The sequence below is a fragment of the Permianibacter aggregans genome, from assembly GCF_009756665.1.
Taxonomy (GTDB): Bacteria; Pseudomonadota; Gammaproteobacteria; order Enterobacterales; family Permianibacteraceae; genus Permianibacter; species Permianibacter aggregans.
In genome coordinates, this window is sequence record NZ_CP037953.1 from 1,524,024 (window position 1) to 1,537,900 (window position 13,877).

The window sequence follows — 13,877 nt, forward strand, 5'->3', positions numbered from 1 at the left end:
GTGCTGTCGATATGGAAGCCACTGCCACCGCGAATGCCTTTGATGCTGATTTGATCGTCATTGGCGCCGGCATTCATGGCGCCGCCGTCGCGCGCGAAGCGGCGGCTCGCGGCTGGTCGGTGATGGTGCTCGAACAACATGAACAACCGGCGCGAGAAACCTCATCGCGCTCCAGCAAATTGATTCATGGCGGTTTGCGTTATCTCGAAAATGCCGATATCGCGCTGGTGCATGAATGTCTGCGAGAGCAGGCGATTCTGCTGCGCACAGCGCCGCACCTGGTTAAATCCCAGCGTTTTTTCATCCCGATGGTGCCGCATATGAAGCGGCCACGCTGGCAATTGCAGATCGGACTGTGGCTGTACTGGCTGCTCGGCGGCAGGCGCCCCGGACAAAGCGACAGCAATGCGCATATCATCGATGGCCTGAACAACGAATTGATTTCGCAATGCCTGGTTTATCGCGACGCGCAAACCGACGATGCCGCGCTGACGCGCACGGTGCTGGCCAGCGCCGAAATGATGGGCGCACGCGTGCACTACTCAACCTCACCGGCCCACATCGAATTGCATCAGCACCATGTTGAATTGCGTTTGCAGGGCGCCCAGACGCAAACCTTGCGTGCCCGCGCCATCGCCAATCTCAGTGGTATCTGGATCAACGATGTGCTGGCCAAAGTAAGTCCAGAGCAACCAGCGGCGAAAATCGACCTGGTCAAAGGCACGCATATCGTATTGCCGGACGCGCCAATCCAGGGTTGTTATTACCTGGAAGCCGAAGATCAGCGCGCGGTGTTTGTCATGCCCTGGCGTGGCATGCGTTTGATCGGCACCACCGAAATCCCCTGCCCGGTCAACACCCGGCAGCCGGAACCGAGCGAACCGGAAATCGATTACCTGCTGCGGACCCATAACCGCTATTTCAAAACCACAGCCAAGCGCAGCGATGTCAAAGACAGTTGGGCCGGTTTACGAGTGCTGCCGCAAGGTGAAGGCGAAGCGTTTTCGCGCCCGCGAGAATCGATTTATCTGCTCAATCGACAACGCCAACCGCGCTTGATCAGCCTCCTTGGCGGCAAACTGACTTCGCACCGCGCCACGGCCGTCAGCATCTGCCAACACCTGCAAGCGGTGATGCCGAAAGCACTTTGGCAGGCCGATACCCGATACCAAGCGTTGCCGCTACTTTCTTGCTGAGCACTCGGCTATAACCAAGGAAATTTTTATGTCCAGTCCGTTTTTTGCTTATCTCGCCCGACTGAAATTTATTGAGCGCTGGGGTTTGAAGCGCAACTCCACCCGCGAAAATGTCATGGAGCATTCCTATCAAGTCGCGGTGATTGCCCACGCGCTGGCGATGCTGCGCAATGCCCGTTATCAGGGCACGGTCAATCCGGATGCAATAGCCGTTGCGGCGCTGTTCCATGACGCCCACGAAGTGTTCACCGGTGATTTGCCCTCACCGATCAAGTATCACTCCAGCGCGATTCGCGACGCCTATAAAGCCATTGAGGCCGACGCACAACAGGAATTCCTGGCGATGCTGCCGGATGATTTGCGTGCCGCTTACGCGCCGCTGGTGCTCGATGAACGCATCCCGAGCGATGATCACGCCTTGATCAAAGCCGCCGATGTCATTGCCGCCTGGTTGAAGTGCCAAGCCGAGCTGCAAGCCGGCAATCAGGAATTCCGGGTCGCCGCCGAAGACATCGGCAATCGACTGGAGGCGATTACGCTGCCGGAAGTGCGTGACTTCATGCGCGAGTTTGCACCAGCCTTTCAATTGACCCTGGATGAGATCTGTTTGCGTAAATCCAAGCCATCCTGAAAGTTGACGGAGTTGCCTCCGGCGAACGTTCCCTTTCTTTACGCCGCATCGCGGTATCACCTAAGCACTCTGGTCTTGTCACCGGCGACGACATCCATTCGGCAACTTCAAAGCGAGATTCGCTTGTGCAAACGCCTGGGTAAAAACACCGAAAAGCAACGGCTTACGGCCCGCAAAACAGTTTATGGGCTGAAAACGTCAAGAAAATGCCGGTTTGGCGGCAGCGAAGTGAATCAGGGGAATTGAAATCAGGAGAGGATTAAATCTAGGAGGGGGAAAGAAAGGCGAGCCGCAGAGCGGATGCTCGATGCGGCTCGGCAAGGGTCGATGCGCGATTAAGCAGCAACGGCCTTTTTCTTGCGGCGCTTGCGACGAGCAGGCTTGTCGACAGAGGCCATAGTCTTCGCCTCGAACTTGGCGAATTCTTTTTCCTGCTTGGCTTTGAAACGAGCAGCAGCAGCTTTCTGCTTCTCTTTCATTTTGGCGATTTTCTTTTTCGCCGCGGCCAAGCGCTTGGCACGGGCAGCTGCTTCACGCTTTGCTGCACGCTCTTCTTTGCTCATGCCTTTGGCTACTTTCGCTTTCGCGCGAGTGGCCTTGGCTTTGGTAGCACGTGGTTTACGTGCGGTTTTCGCCTTGGTTGCACGTGGTTTACGAGCAGCCGGCTTTTTCTTTGCTTTAGTTGCTTTTGCCATTTTTACTTTCTCCAGTCATGTAGCAATGAAGCTACGGCGCTGAGTATATACAACTTTTTTTGATTTGGTGAAATTTTGGGCAAGGTTTTCGGGCAAAAAACGGATTTTTTTTCACATTTTTTTCGTTTTTAGATCGTTTAAACCCTTTTTCGGATCCATCCGCCCGAATTTTTTCTTTTTCGGCTCCTTCATCCGCGTATTCACCAAACTCAAATTTGGCGTTCGCGATCCACTTTTGCGCCATTGAATTTTTGCCAAAGTGACAATTTCTGTCACCTTGTTGCGCCGATCGATTCGGGCAAATTGCCCGTTCCGAACTCAATAATTGGCGCGCTAAACATTCGCAGATCGGTTCGAACCCGTTTTCGGATTCCATTTCGTTCAAGCTCGGTGATTGGTTTGGGGAACAACGCAGAACTGATCGGAGCTTTACCGATTCGATCTGCTGGCCATGGTGACGGTCACCGATAACGGTGAATGGCTATTCGCGCCGGTTAAGTTTGGCGGAAGATCGTTGTGCAGCAACCTGTGCACGTTCAGGATTAACCCATGTCATTTGCCGACAACATTCAGCGCTCCCCCAGGCCAAACGGACAAAAAGCATGCCAGCAATTGGCAATTCGCCACCGTCGACGACGTCAGTTTGATATGCAGCGACTATCAACGCGTTTGCCGGAAACAGTTGGAACCCCTTGCGCTAAACTGGGATGCTTGATGACAGTGGATTGGTTTGACGAGGAGGAAACATGAAGATCGATATTGGAATGTCTGATGCACAGCGTCAGAAAATTGCCGACGGCCTGTCACGCTTGCTGGCCGATAGCTATACGCTTTACCTGAAAACCCATAATTACCACTGGAACGTTACCGGCCCGATGTTCAACACGCTGCATACGATGTTCGAAACTCAGTACACCGAGCTGGCTATCGCCGTCGATGACATCGCTGAGCGTATTCGAGCACTCGGTTTCAAAGCGCCGGGCAGTTATCGCGAATATGCCAAGCTGACCCGCATCGAGGAGGAAGAAGGTCATCCGAGTGCCGAGGAGATGCTGGCACGATTGGTCAAAGGCCAGGAACGGGTGGTGAAAACCGCTCGTGAATTATTCCCGGCTGTCGATGAAGCCAATGATGAACCGACCGCGGATCTGCTGACGCAAAGAATGCAGATCCATGAAAAGAATGCATGGATGCTTCGTTCGATGTTGGAAAGCTAAGAAATCGCGCCCCAGGCAATGAAGTCGAAAGGCATTCTTTAGCTTTAGCCCCGAAGGGGTTGTCGCACAGGGATGTGCGGCAACAAAAAAACGCCTGGATGCTCCGATCGATGTTGGAAACCTAATCAGTCCAAACAATCACTGATAGCCGAGAAGCGTTTTTGCACTCGATGCGTCCTGCATCTCGCCCTCCGGACAACTTCGTTGTGCAATTCGGCAATCCTGCCGAATTGCCGCGCCAGCCCCGAAGGGGTTACCGCACACGGATGTGCGGTAACAAAAGAATGCATGGATGCTTCGTTCGATGTTGGAAAGCTGAAAGACTAAGCATTAAAAAAGCGGGACTCAGTCCCGCTTTTTCATTGTTATTGCTTAATCCCGTCAGGATGCATGCCAATCCACCCAGCCCATGCCGGCCGTCAGCAAGATGACCAAGCCAAACGCAATCCGGTACCAAGCCAACGGGATGAAGGTGTGGGTGGAAATGAAACGCAGCAACCAACGCACGCACAACCAGGCCGAGAAAAACGCCGCGATGAAACCGACGGCGAACATTGGCAGGTCGGCCATCGTGAACAACTCGCGCGATTTCCAACCGTCGTAAACGGCGGCGCCGAAGATCATTGGAATCGACAGGAAGAAGGAAAACTCGGTGGCGGCCTTGCGCGAATAACCAAACAACAAAGCGCCGATGATCGTTGCACCGGAACGTGAGGTACCAGGAATCAATGACAGGCATTGCGCCAGCCCCACCTTCAACGCATCTTGCCAGCGCACATCGTCAATGGTCGCGACGGTAATCCGATGCGTACGCTTTTCGGCCCAGATCATGATCACGCCGCCAACGATGAACGCCCCCGCTACGGTAATCGGATTGAACAATACCGATTTTATGGTACTGGCGAACAAAACACCGAGCACTGCCGCCGGGATAAAACTGATCACGATATTGAAAAAGAAGCGTTGCTCGTTGCGGTCATGCCAAACGCCGGTGGTCAGTTGCCACACCCGCTGACGATACTCAAAGAAAATCGCCAGAATGGCGCCTACCTGAATGACCACCTCGAACACTTTGGCTTTTTCACCGGTAAAGCCGATCAAGGCGCCCGAGACAATCAAATGACCGGTACTCGATACCGGCAAAAACTCCGTCAAGCCTTCGACGATGCCCTGGATCAACGCGAGCACCAATATCCACCAATCCATTTTTTCTTTCCTGTTGTTTTATGTATTAATTAACGCAGCAACGACCAAACAATCATCAACACCAACATCTGGGCAAACGCATACAGCCAAAAATATACGCTGAAGCCGATGATGCGCAGGTGAATATTGTCGAACATCTTGGTGCGTTTGGCCGACCACCAACCGAGCAAGGTGCTGGTAACCGCAATGCCGATCAACCAGGGCATCCAATCAAGTTTTTTGCTGCTGGCCCAGACGGGCGCCGGCAGGCTGGCCAGCACAACGATCAGCAGCAGGCTAACGCGCTGCGTTAATGAAGAGCATTTCACTGAAGTCATCCCAATCGGTCCCGCTGATCACTCAGGGCAAAGCCGCGCAGCGATTGCTGCAGCTGTTTGCCGAGTGCCAGCACTTTGAAGGATTCGCCCATCTCATGTGGCATCAACAAGCGCTTCAAGGCTTGGGCATCGCGCAGTTGCTGATGGCGATCGCCGACGGCTTCCGCCTCCTGCAAAATACCGAGCGATTGCAGGAACGCTGCCTGGTGACAAAAGCCTTCCAGATCAAAGCCGGCATCAAGCCCCTGTTCGGCCAACGCGGTGAAATCAATATGAGCGGTGACGTCTTGCAAACCTGGCAGCACAAATGGATTGTCATGGCTGTGATGACGGTAATAGCAAATCAGGGTGCCGTCATCGCGCTCCGGCAGGTAGTACTCATGTTGCGGCATACCGTAATCGATCAGGATCGCCAAACCGCGCTCCAGCATCGCCGCCAAAGCCTGCACCCAGCCGGCCTGCCATAGGTGACACTCGCTGCGGTAGAACGCCGGCAATGCTTGTTTGATGAAGTCTGGTAGCGCTTCGAACCAGTACCGCAGCGGATCGGATGGCGGCATTTCCTGCCAGTCGAATTCACCGTCATCGCGCAGCGTGACGCCAAGCTCGAATAATTGGCCATCACGCCATTGCCAGCGTGTTACCGGCATCGCATCGAGCACTTCGTTGGCCAGAATCACGCCGGTCATGGTCGCTGGCATGGTTTCGATCCACTGCACCCGTTGCCGCAATTCAGCCGGCAAAACCGCCAGCGTTTCGCGCTGGCGCTGCTGCAAATCGGCTGAGACTTCGAGTATGCAATAACGCTCTGGCAAGGCATTCAATTCCGCCAACGCCAACAGCATATCGCGGGCCATGACACCTCGACCGGCACCGAATTCCAATACCTGACCTCCGCATTCCTGTAATACCTCGGCGACTTGTCGGGCGAGGCAACGGGAAAACAGCGGCGATAATTCCGGCGCCGTGACAAAGTCGCCGGCTTCGCCAAATTTCGCCGCACCGGCCGAGTAGTAACCAAGGCCCGGCGCATACAGCAATTCGTTCATGTACGCCGAAAACGGTACCGGCGCTGACGCGACCAATGTCGACAAGTACCGGTACAGCGCTTCGCTGTGGGCAATCGCCTCATCATCAGGTAATGGCAGACGGGGTTGCAGGCGGTATAACTGCTGCTGGATTCTTTCGCGGTAGCTCATGGTGAATTCCGAACGCGGATTCGCTATTGTAACGGCATCACTCGCTGGCGCCTATGTATCGGCGCGTCGTCACCGTTTTCCATCCATGACCGAATTGCCTACCGAATCCGAATCGATACCGGAAATCCGCCGTCCTTTTTGGCGAAAGCTTTTACGCTGGCTTTTTTGGCTGACATTTGGCTTTGTGCTATTCAGCATCGTGCTGGTGCTGATTTTTCGCCTTGCACCGGCACCAAGCTCCGGTTTGATGATCGAGCGCTGGCTGGAACATCAAATCGCCAGCAAAGCCTATCGTGCCCGCCATCAATGGGTCGATGACAGCACGATTGCCAAGGCCATGCCATTGGCCGTGATCGCTTCGGAAGATCAAAACTTCTTTGCCCATCACGGTTTCGATTTCGAACAGCTGGAAAAAGCCTTGGAGGCAAAACAGCGCGGCAAACGTCTGCGTGGTGCCAGCACGATCAGTCAACAAACCGCCAAAAATTTGTTTCTCTGGAGCGGTCGAAGCTATCTGCGCAAAGGGTTGGAAGCCTGGTTCACGGTGTTGATCGAATTGCTGTGGCCGAAAGAACGTATTCTGGAAATGTACTTGAACATCATTGAATTCGGCCCTGGCATTTATGGCGTTGAAGCAGCCAGTCGCCAGTATTTCGGTAAACCGGCCAAAGCCCTGACGCGAGCCGAAGCGGCATTGCTGGCCGCCGTGTTACCAAACCCGCACCGCTTGCACGCGGCCCGACCATCGGCGTATGTGCGTGAACGGCAACAATGGATTCTGCGCCAGATGAGCCAGCTCGGCAGTGTTGAGCAACTGCAACGCGCCAATCCATAACCGCGTTTGATCAAGCACAACGCCAGGCGGAATATCGGCGCTATACCTATATATAGGTATAGGTGACATTCAGGTTAAGGAGAATCGGCATGACGCAACGCGTCTTTGTATTCGGCTGTCAGGATTTCGAACCCGAGTTTCTCGATGCGGCGGCGGCGCGTCACGGCATCGCAGTGCAGTATTCCGACAGCACGCTGTCGGCGCAAACCGCGGTGCTCGCCCGCCAATATTCTGCCGTCAGCATTTTTGCCAACGACCAAGCCGATCGCGCTGCTCTGGAAAATCTGGCCGCGCATGGTACGCGCTTTATCGCGCTACGCTGCGCCGGTTTCAATCAACTCGATTTGCAAGCGGCCAAACAATTGGGCATTGATGCAGCGCGGGTACCGGAATATTCCCCGTATTCGGTTGCCGAGCATACCGTCGGTTTGTTGCTGACCTTGAACCGCAAATTGCACAGGGCCTGGGTGCGGGTGCGCGAACAGAACTTTTCGCTGAAAGGCTTACTCGGTTTTGATCTGCATGGCAAAACCATCGGCATCATTGGCCTTGGCAAGATCGGTATGGCCTTTGCGCGGATCATGCGCGGCTTTGGTTGCACGGTGCTCGCTTATGATGTGCAACAACATCCGTATGCGGCCGAACTCGGCATTCAATTTGTTTCGCTGCCAGCACTATTACAGCAAAGTGATGTCATCAGCCTGCATTGTCCGCTCAATGAACACACCCACCATGTTCTGAATGCGGAGACGCTGGCGCAGACCAAACCCGGTGTGTTTTTGCTGAATACCGGACGCGGTGCATTGATTGACAGCAAGGCGCTGATTCAACGGATCAAGTCTGGTCATATCGGCGCCGTTGGCCTCGATGTCTATGAACAGGAGTCCGGTGTGTTCTTTGCCGATCGCTCCGGCGAAATCCTGAATGACGATGTACTGGCCCGGTTGATGACGTTCCCGAATGTGTTCATCACCGGTCATCAGGGTTTCTTCACCCGCGAAGCGGTGCAGAACATTGCTGACACAACCATGCAGAACCTCGCGGACTTTTTCGCCGGCCGTCGTTCCGATTGCTGGTTGACCTGATCTTCAATCATCCACGCCAACCGGCTTTACGTATACTGTCGGCGAGCAAACGGGAGCGCAGCCATGCAAGATGACATGATTTTCATTACCGGTGCCGGGCGCCGGGTCGGTTATGCGTTGGCCGAGTATTTTCTGACCCAAGGCCATCCGGTCATCGGTCATCACCATCGCGAATCAGTCGAATGCGAAAAATTGCGCCAGCGCGGCGCCTTGATGGTACAGGCCAATTTTGAAGATGAGGACAGCGTGCAGCAGATGTGTGCGCAGATCGAAAGCCAATGCCGCTCGCTGCGCGCGATCATTCACAATGCATCGGCGTTCACCAAAACCCATGCCGATGCTGAACAGGCATTACCGCAGTTCGATCAGTTTTATCGCATTCACATGCGCACGCCGTGGCAGATCAACACGGCGTTGATTCCGCTGCTGCGTGCTTGCAGTCGAGTCAGCGATATCGTTCATATCACCGATATCTATGCCGATAATCCGAATCCGGTCTACGACGTTTACTGCGCCAGCAAAGCCGGTTTGCAAAATCTGTCGTTGTCATTTGCCAAACAGCTGGCGCCGAAAATCAAGGTCAATGTCATTCAACCGGGACCGATTTTGTTCAAGGAATGGCATAGCGAGGCAGCGAAAAAAGCAGTGCTCAGTGAAACGCTTCTGGGTTTTGAAGCAGGACCGGAACCAATCGTCAAAGCCGCTTCAGCGCTGCTCGATAACCCGTATCAGACCGGCGCGATCATCCCTGTCGATGGTGGCCGGCGTCTGACCTAAGGTACAACCATCAAGCATCACCGTTTCGATTTGGGTGCCGGGCGTAACCGCTGGCGTCGGCCGGCCGGCGATGTAGTCAAACATCTCTTTTGCCCGCGGCAATAAATAGGATTCGATTTGATCGAGCCGCTCATCGCGTTGGCCCGGTTCGGTGCGCAGCAGCAAATCGATATCGGCCGTGCGATCGATCAGTTTCTTATCCGGCCGCGAGCGATCACGACCAAGTTTTGCTTCGATGGCATTGGTGCGTTGTTTCAATTCATCGGCCGGCATGTCGACCGGCAAAAACACCACGGCATTGAGAAAATCGTGCGGCGAATCGATGCCTTTCGGCGCCGTGCGCACAATGCGGCTGACCATCAGTCGCGGGTGAATATCAAGCAGCCCGGCCAGCATCGCCGGAATATTCTGCGCCGGCGCGATATTGCTACCGAGCCCGATCAAGTAGCCGACCGGCAGATTCACGCGTTGCGCCCACGCGTCAGCACCACGCCAACCCGCGGTACGTTCGGGAAGATAAACACTTTCGCCAAATCGACCATTACGGTCTGCACGACGGGGTAATGACACAGAATCTCATCCGCAATCAGCGTCGCCAGTTTTTCGATCAAGGCAACGCGCTTGTCTTTGATCAGCGCCTGCACCGTCGCCAGTACCGCGCCATAATCGAGCGCGTCGTTCAGATCGTCACTGCTGCCGGCGGCCTGGCAATCAACCGCCAAACTTAAGTTCAGGATCAGCTTCTGTTCAATGCGCTGCTCCCACTGATACGCGCCAATCGTCGCCTGAAGTTCAATGTCACGTAAATAAATGGTATCCATCTTGCTGCCTTGCGCCGGTATACTGAGCGCCGGTTTTTCTGCACCGGCAAAACGATAATGATACTTGAGATTGGCTTCGTGCTCTTCGCTTACCTGTGCGGCTCACTATCTGCCGCCATCGTCACCTGTAAACTGATGGGCCTGCCGGACCCACGCTCGGAAGGCTCGAAGAATCCCGGTGCCACCAACGTGTTACGGATTGGCGGCAAAAAAGCCGCGCTGATTACCCTTGCCGGCGATTCAATCAAGGGGGTTATCCCGGTTGTGCTGGCTCATGTCTTCGGCGTCGAAGGCTACTGGCTGGCCGCCACCGCACTCGCCGCTTTTCTCGGCCATTTATACCCGATCTTTTTCGGCTTTGAAGGCGGGAAAGGTGTCGCCACCGGTTTTGGCGTCATCTACGCGCTGGAATGGCGGCTCGGATTATTACTGACGGCCATTTGGCTGGTGATGGCCGTGTTGTTCCGTTACTCGTCACTGGCAGCATTGACGGCGTTTTCCGCTGCACCGGTGTTGGCCGCGTTTTACTGGCCGCAATATACCGTACCGCTGGTGCTGCTCAGCGTGTTGTTGATTTATCGGCATCAGAGCAATATTCGGAATTTGATGCAGGGAAAAGAAAATAAACTGGGACAAAAGAAATCTGAGCCGAAATAGCGCCACGCTCAATCCGCAAGTCTTGAGAAACAATTTAAACTGAGGGGTGACGATGCTGGATACCAAAAATCCCTATTCTGTGTTTCTCGGCATGTCGTTCATCGTCGTGCTTTTGCTGTCGTTTTATACCGCTTATTTCTGGGTTACGAATACTCATACCATTTCTGAAGTAAAAGCACAAAGAGAGCATTGGAAAGCCACCCAACCGGCATCATTCTCTTATCGCATAGAGTCAGGATGTATGGAGGTTAATGAAACCATTGTTGTCGTGGAGTCTGGTAAAGAAACGTATTACGCCAAAAATAACAAGCCCGAAACTATTGGCTCGCTATTTGAGTTAGCTGAGCGGGCTGTACTCACAGCTGACACGCTTCACATCCGTTACGATAAAACCCATGGCTTTCCAACCATGATTCAAATCGATTGGAGCCGCGCCGTTTACGATGATGAATGTGTATTTGAAGTCAAAGACTTTAAAACCATACCTCGATAAATGCCTATTTTCGAAGCAAATAAAATAGAAAAGAAGAAATCGGGGTCCCCGTCTGCGCCAGCCGGCAACGACGTGATGTAAGCCGGGTACAACCGCAGGGACAGCGGTTGTAGCGCTGTTGAGGCATGGATGCCGAGTCAGCGCGGCCCGAGCTGGAATCATGTCGTTGCCGGAACTGCCTTGTCGAAGCTGCAAAAGTCTTCTGGCGCAGTTGGGGCGCGTTTCTTTGCTTACTTTCTTTCGCGCGAGCAAAGAAAGTGAGGCGCCTGCCGGGGCGCGACCCGGCAAACCATCAGGTCAAAAGCTTTGCGGAGTTGAAAATAAAAACTACTGCAACTCGACCATCGGCCAGCGCGCCCTGGCGCTAATCCCCAAATCCATCTGCTCACCGCGTAACAACCGCTGACAACCAGCATAGGCGATCATCGCACCGTTATCGGTGCAGTATTTCAAAGGCGGGAAATAGGCTTTGCCACTACGTTTTTTCAGCATGATATCGAGCTGAGTGCGCAGCTCCAGATTGGCGCTGACGCCACCAGCTATGACCAGACGTTTGCGCCCGGTTTGTTTCAAGGCACGCTGGCATTTTTTCACCAGCGTTTCGACCACGGCCAGTTGAAACGCGTGGGCGATATCGGCAATCGCCTGCTCGGATCGATCACTGTCCTGCCAGGCAAGCAACGCCGCGGTTTTCAGTCCAGAAAAAGAGAAATCACAGTTTGGCCTGTCGATCATCGGACGCGGAAACGTGTAAACCCCTGCTCTGCCGGCTTCGGCTTTTTTCGCCAACACCGCGCCGCCTGGATAACCAAGGCCCATCAGCTTCGCGGTTTTATCGAAGGCTTCACCGGCAGCATCATCGAGCGATTCGCCGAGCAACTGGTATTGGCCCAAGCCCTGTACGTCGAACAACTGGGTATGGCCACCGGAGACCAATAAGGCGACATACGGATAATCCGGCTTGTCATCGGCCAGCATCGGAGCCAGCAAATGCCCTTCCATGTGATGCACTCCGACGGCCGGCACATTCCAGGCAAAGGCCAGCGAACGGGCAACCGAGGCGCCGACCAGCAGCGCGCCGATCAGGCCCGGCCCTTCGGTGTAGGCAATGCCGTCGACGTCTTTAGAAGTCAGATTGGCCTTGGCCAGCACTTCCCGGATCAGTGGCACCAGCTTGCGGACGTGGTCGCGCGAGGCCAGTTCCGGCACTACGCCCCCGTACTCGGCATGCATCGCGACCTGGCTGTACAGGGCGTCGGCCAGCAGGCCGCGCTCGCTGTCATAGAGCGCGACGCCGGTTTCGTCACAGGAGGTTTCAATGCCCAAAACACGCATAAATGCCGGATTTTCCGCTGGTTCGGCCTAAAAGGGCCGGTATTCTAACGCTGATCAGAATTTCGCCAAGATCCTTTTGCATCCTGACCGCTGTTTGGCTAGAATGCCTGCCCTTTCCGGTATGGCCCTGATCGGCCTGCCATATGGTCTCAACACTTCAAGGTTCTGTAATGCCGAACGTAAAGGTCAAAGAAAACGAGCCATTTGACGTTGCCCTGCGCCGTTTCAAGCGCGCCTGTGAAAAGGCTGGCACGCTGGCTGAAGTCCGCTCACGCGAGTTCTACGAAAAACCCACTTCCGAGCGCAAGCGCAAGAAAGCCGCTGCCGTCAAACGTCACCAGAAGAAGCTGTCGCGCGAAACCATCCGCAAAGAGCGCCTGTACTAAAACAGCTGCCGCTCCAACGAGGAGAACATCATGGCCGAATCCTTGAGAGCTCGACTGAATGAGGACATCAAGGCGGCCATGAAATCCCAGGACAAGGTCCGTCTTGGCACCTTACGCTTGCTGAACTCCGCCATCAAACAGCTAGAAATCGATAACCGGGTCGAACTCGACGACGCCGGCATTCTTGCTGTCATCGAAAAAGCCATCAAACAGCGTCGCGAATCGATCAAACAGTACGAAGCCGCCAACCGGCCGGAACTGGCCGCCGGCGAGCAAGCCGAAATCGAAGTGCTGCAGGTTTACCTGCCAGAGCCGTTGACCGACGCCGAACTGCAAACCTTGATCGCCAATGCCATCACCGAAACCGGTGCCGCCGGCATGAAAGACATGGGCAAGGTCATGACCCATCTGAAACCGCAGGTTCAGGGCCGCACCGACATGGGCGCGCTGTCCGGCCAAATCAAAGCCAAACTCGGCGGCTAAGCGCCGCCTCCGTTGATGCTGAGCTACCAACAATGGGATCAGATTGCTGATGCCTATACGCCGCTGCTTTTCATTCTGGCGCTGATCGCGCTGGCTCTGTCGACGCGCAAAAACGGTTGGCGTCATGCCTTGCAGGAAGGCTTGTTTCTGCTTAGCTCGCTGGTGTTTGTCTACACGCTGATGTTTGCCGATCAGGCCTGGCGGTTCTGGCCGCGTTTCGGCCTTGATTACAGCACCCACACGGCGGTTTCGCTGGTGCTGGTCAGTTACCTTATCCTCGCCTATCGACGCATGGCCTGGGCCATTGCCGCCTCGCTGGTGCTGTATTTCATGCTGATGCTCTATCAGCAGTATCACAGCTTCGCCGATATCGCGACGACGGTGCTGGCGGTGTTACCGGTGCTTCTGCTGCTGCACCGTTTCGTGTTTCCGGTCGCCGCCAACGTCAGGCCACATCCGGAAAATATCATGTGAATGCCATGCGTCCAGTTTGCTATGGGCAGACAGACTCGGCATGATCAGCACCCGTTCGTTCACCCGCAGT

19 protein-coding genes are annotated in these 13,877 nt (G+C 54.7%); 11 read left to right on the forward strand and 8 right to left on the reverse strand.

The genetic code is table 11. The features are described 5' to 3' along the window. The first annotated feature begins 11 nt into the window (after positions 1-11). Positions 12-1,196: a glycerol-3-phosphate dehydrogenase/oxidase gene (locus E2H98_RS07025; RefSeq protein ID WP_133588512.1), complete on the forward strand. Its 1,185-nt coding sequence runs from the start codon at positions 12-14 to the stop codon at positions 1,194-1,196. Between the two features lie 28 nt (positions 1,197-1,224). Continuing rightward, positions 1,225-1,827: a 5'-deoxynucleotidase gene (yfbR, locus tag E2H98_RS07030; protein ID WP_133588509.1), complete on the forward strand. Its 603-nt coding sequence runs from the start codon at positions 1,225-1,227 to the stop codon at positions 1,825-1,827. A gap of 335 nt (positions 1,828-2,162) precedes the next feature. Here the strand turns inward: yfbR and E2H98_RS07035 are convergent, their stop codons facing one another. Next, on the reverse strand, positions 2,163-2,390 hold the full coding sequence (locus E2H98_RS07035) for a hypothetical protein (protein ID WP_133588507.1): 228 nt from the start codon (positions 2,388-2,390) through the stop codon (positions 2,163-2,165). A 163-nt stretch (positions 2,391-2,553) separates the two neighbouring features. Beyond that, positions 2,554-2,898 carry a hypothetical protein gene (locus E2H98_RS07040; RefSeq protein ID WP_133588505.1) on the reverse strand — a complete coding sequence of 115 codons (345 nt, stop codon included), beginning with the start codon at positions 2,896-2,898 and terminating at the stop codon, positions 2,554-2,556. Positions 2,899-3,268: 370 nt separating this feature from the next. Here E2H98_RS07040 and E2H98_RS07045 point away from each other — a divergent pair, with 370 nt between their 5' ends. After that, positions 3,269-3,739: a Dps family protein gene (locus E2H98_RS07045; protein ID WP_133588503.1), complete on the forward strand. Its 471-nt coding sequence runs from the start codon at positions 3,269-3,271 to the stop codon at positions 3,737-3,739. 381 nt (positions 3,740-4,120) lie between these two features. Here the strand turns inward: E2H98_RS07045 and E2H98_RS07050 are convergent, their stop codons facing one another. The 3 genes from E2H98_RS07050 to E2H98_RS07060 are packed head-to-tail and all read right to left on the reverse strand — an operon-like array spanning position 4,121 to position 6,461. Beyond that, positions 4,121-4,945, reverse strand: coding sequence for an undecaprenyl-diphosphate phosphatase (locus E2H98_RS07050; RefSeq protein ID WP_133588501.1), 825 nt, complete (start codon positions 4,943-4,945; stop codon positions 4,121-4,123). A 29-nt stretch (positions 4,946-4,974) separates the two neighbouring features. Next, positions 4,975-5,262, reverse strand: a complete 288-nt coding sequence (locus E2H98_RS07055; RefSeq protein ID WP_162848152.1) for a hypothetical protein — start codon at positions 5,260-5,262, stop codon at positions 4,975-4,977. Beyond that, positions 5,259-6,461, reverse strand: a complete 1,203-nt coding sequence (locus E2H98_RS07060) for a class I SAM-dependent methyltransferase (protein WP_133588497.1) — start codon at positions 6,459-6,461, stop codon at positions 5,259-5,261. Before E2H98_RS07060 ends, E2H98_RS07055 begins: the two co-directional genes overlap by 4 nt. Positions 6,462-6,546: 85 nt before the next feature. Between E2H98_RS07060 and mtgA the strand changes: the two genes are divergently transcribed. The 3 genes from mtgA to E2H98_RS07075 all read left to right on the forward strand — a co-directional run bounded on the left by mtgA (position 6,547) and on the right by E2H98_RS07075 (position 9,158). After that, on the forward strand, positions 6,547-7,296 hold the full coding sequence (gene mtgA / locus E2H98_RS07065; protein WP_133588495.1) for a monofunctional biosynthetic peptidoglycan transglycosylase: 750 nt from the start codon (positions 6,547-6,549) through the stop codon (positions 7,294-7,296). An 89-nt stretch (positions 7,297-7,385) separates the two neighbouring features. Beyond that, positions 7,386-8,381, forward strand: coding sequence for a 2-hydroxyacid dehydrogenase (locus E2H98_RS07070; protein ID WP_133588493.1), 996 nt, complete (start codon positions 7,386-7,388; stop codon positions 8,379-8,381). Positions 8,382-8,444: 63 nt separating this feature from the next. After that, positions 8,445-9,158, forward strand: coding sequence for an SDR family oxidoreductase (locus E2H98_RS07075; protein ID WP_133588491.1), 714 nt, complete (start codon positions 8,445-8,447; stop codon positions 9,156-9,158). Here the strand turns inward: E2H98_RS07075 and folK are convergent. Together folK and folB are read right to left on the reverse strand one after the other, a co-directional pair. Next, a complete protein-coding gene (gene folK / locus E2H98_RS07080; protein WP_157591288.1) occupies positions 9,087-9,623 on the reverse strand; it encodes a 2-amino-4-hydroxy-6-hydroxymethyldihydropteridine diphosphokinase in 537 nt (178 codons plus the stop codon). The two genes, E2H98_RS07075 and folK, sit on opposite strands and share 72 nt — an antisense overlap. After that, complete coding sequence (folB, locus tag E2H98_RS07085; protein WP_133588486.1) at positions 9,620-9,979, reverse strand: dihydroneopterin aldolase; 360 nt, start codon at positions 9,977-9,979, stop codon at positions 9,620-9,622. Before folB ends, folK begins: the two co-directional genes overlap by 4 nt. 57 nt (positions 9,980-10,036) lie before the next feature. On the opposite strand from folB, the gene plsY reads away from it, so the two are divergent. Then, positions 10,037-10,636: a glycerol-3-phosphate 1-O-acyltransferase PlsY gene (gene plsY, locus E2H98_RS07090; RefSeq protein WP_133588484.1), complete on the forward strand. Its 600-nt coding sequence runs from the start codon at positions 10,037-10,039 to the stop codon at positions 10,634-10,636. A 52-nt stretch (positions 10,637-10,688) separates the two neighbouring features. After that, a complete protein-coding gene (locus E2H98_RS07095; protein ID WP_133588482.1) occupies positions 10,689-11,129 on the forward strand; it encodes a DUF6174 domain-containing protein in 441 nt (146 codons plus the stop codon). 327 nt (positions 11,130-11,456) lie between these two features. On the opposite strand, the gene tsaD is transcribed toward E2H98_RS07095, so the two are convergent. Next, complete coding sequence (gene tsaD, locus E2H98_RS07100; protein ID WP_133588480.1) at positions 11,457-12,464, reverse strand: tRNA (adenosine(37)-N6)-threonylcarbamoyltransferase complex transferase subunit TsaD; 1,008 nt, start codon at positions 12,462-12,464, stop codon at positions 11,457-11,459. Between the two features lie 170 nt (positions 12,465-12,634). Here tsaD and rpsU point away from each other — a divergent pair, with 170 nt between their 5' ends. Genes rpsU through E2H98_RS07115 form a run of 3 tightly spaced genes read left to right on the forward strand, consistent with a single transcriptional unit; the run spans position 12,635 to position 13,807 of the window. Further along, the gene (gene rpsU / locus E2H98_RS07105; protein WP_133588478.1) at positions 12,635-12,850 is read left to right on the forward strand and encodes a 30S ribosomal protein S21; all 216 of its coding nucleotides are present in this window, start codon (positions 12,635-12,637) and stop codon (positions 12,848-12,850) included. 30 nt (positions 12,851-12,880) lie between these two features. Next, a complete protein-coding gene (locus E2H98_RS07110; RefSeq protein WP_133588476.1) occupies positions 12,881-13,333 on the forward strand; it encodes a GatB/YqeY domain-containing protein in 453 nt (150 codons plus the stop codon). Positions 13,334-13,348: 15 nt separating this feature from the next. Then, positions 13,349-13,807, forward strand: a complete 459-nt coding sequence (locus E2H98_RS07115) for a hypothetical protein (RefSeq protein WP_133588474.1) — start codon at positions 13,349-13,351, stop codon at positions 13,805-13,807. Positions 13,808-13,877: the final 70 nt, after the last annotated feature.